Source organism: Acidovorax sp. LjRoot204 (assembly GCF_056175785.1).
On the sequence record NZ_JBGFFF010000367.1, the window covers coordinates 1 to 1,113 of the forward strand.

The 1,113-nt window shown below is 58.0% G+C and carries 2 protein-coding genes; one reads left to right on the plus strand and one right to left on the minus strand.

Annotation, left to right across the window (positions count from 1 at the left end):
- A partial coding sequence (locus AC04MI_RS25440; protein ID WP_476499077.1) for a tyrosine-type recombinase/integrase occupies window positions 1-477 on the minus strand: 477 nt, incomplete at its 3' end.
- Window positions 478-670: 193 nt separating this feature from the next.
- Between AC04MI_RS25440 and AC04MI_RS25445 the strand changes: the two genes are divergently transcribed.
- Window positions 671-955 (plus strand): DUF3653 domain-containing protein, encoded by a 285-nt coding sequence (locus AC04MI_RS25445; protein ID WP_435998641.1) that lies wholly within the window; start codon window positions 671-673, stop codon window positions 953-955.
- Window positions 956-1,113: the final 158 nt, after the last annotated feature.

Consider the following 1,113-nt stretch of genomic DNA (forward strand, 5'->3'; position numbering starts at 1 on the left):
GCCAAGTTCCAGTGTGGCCAATTCGCTGGCGCGCAGGCCGCACTGGTAAAGCGTGGCCATGATGAAGTGATCCCGAAAGCCCACGAACGTGGACAGGTCCGGCGCCGCCAGCAGCAGGCCCACTTCATGATCCGACAGCGCCCGCGGCAATCGCTGCGGTGCACGCTTCTGACGTGGGTAGCCATCGGGCTGCCAGGCGTCCGGTTCGGCGACCTTCAGCCAGTTGAACCACGTACGCAGGGCCGACAGTTCCAGGTTCAACGACGCCTGTTTCAGCTGGTCGCGCGTGCGCCGCGTGGCCACATAGCGTGCCACCGGGTCCAACTCGTCGGGCACGTGCACCGCGAACGCCGCATAGCGCGACACCGTCGCGCGGTACGCACGCACCGTCGCCGGACTTCGACCCATGCTGCGCAGGGTGATGACGAAGCGATCCAGCAGCCGGTCAATCTGACAATATCCGTGTTTTAGCACCACCAACGGAAATCCCACCCATTCAGAAGAGCGGATAAACCGTCGAATATTCAGATAGATGCAGTGCGTAGCTAAAGCACCACCCTAGCTAGGACATAATAGGCATTATGCGAAATGAGCCATGGCACGTGCGCGTGTGGCGACGCCTGGCACAGTTCATGCGTAATCACCCTTCCACAATCAGGGAGGCGTACGTATGGGCGTGATAGACCCTACGCAGCGGCACGAACTGACCGGCCTTTGGGCCGGTTTTGGTTTCCAGCAAGGACACATGTGGACCCCAGAGGGTTACACGTTATACCCGGAGCAAATGCGGTGGTGGTCACTGACATGCAACATTGCAAGGGAGTGGACGGTGATGATGGAAGAAGCCAGAAAAGCGGGTTTACAGGGAGTGGATACGGGGGAACGGGACCCACGTGTGAGCATCATTCGCCAGAGCTTGCTGGCATCAAGGCCGCGAATAAAGCGTTCAGCGTAGCCTACGGCTACCTGGCCCAAGGACCGTGATAGACAGCGGAAATAAATAAGCCGAACAGCATAAAAGTGCCGTATCCCATATCTATGCTGTCTTCTCTAAACCGAAGGCCCCAGTAGCTAACAGGTTTTTCCTTCATGTCTGAACCAATCCTGTATAAC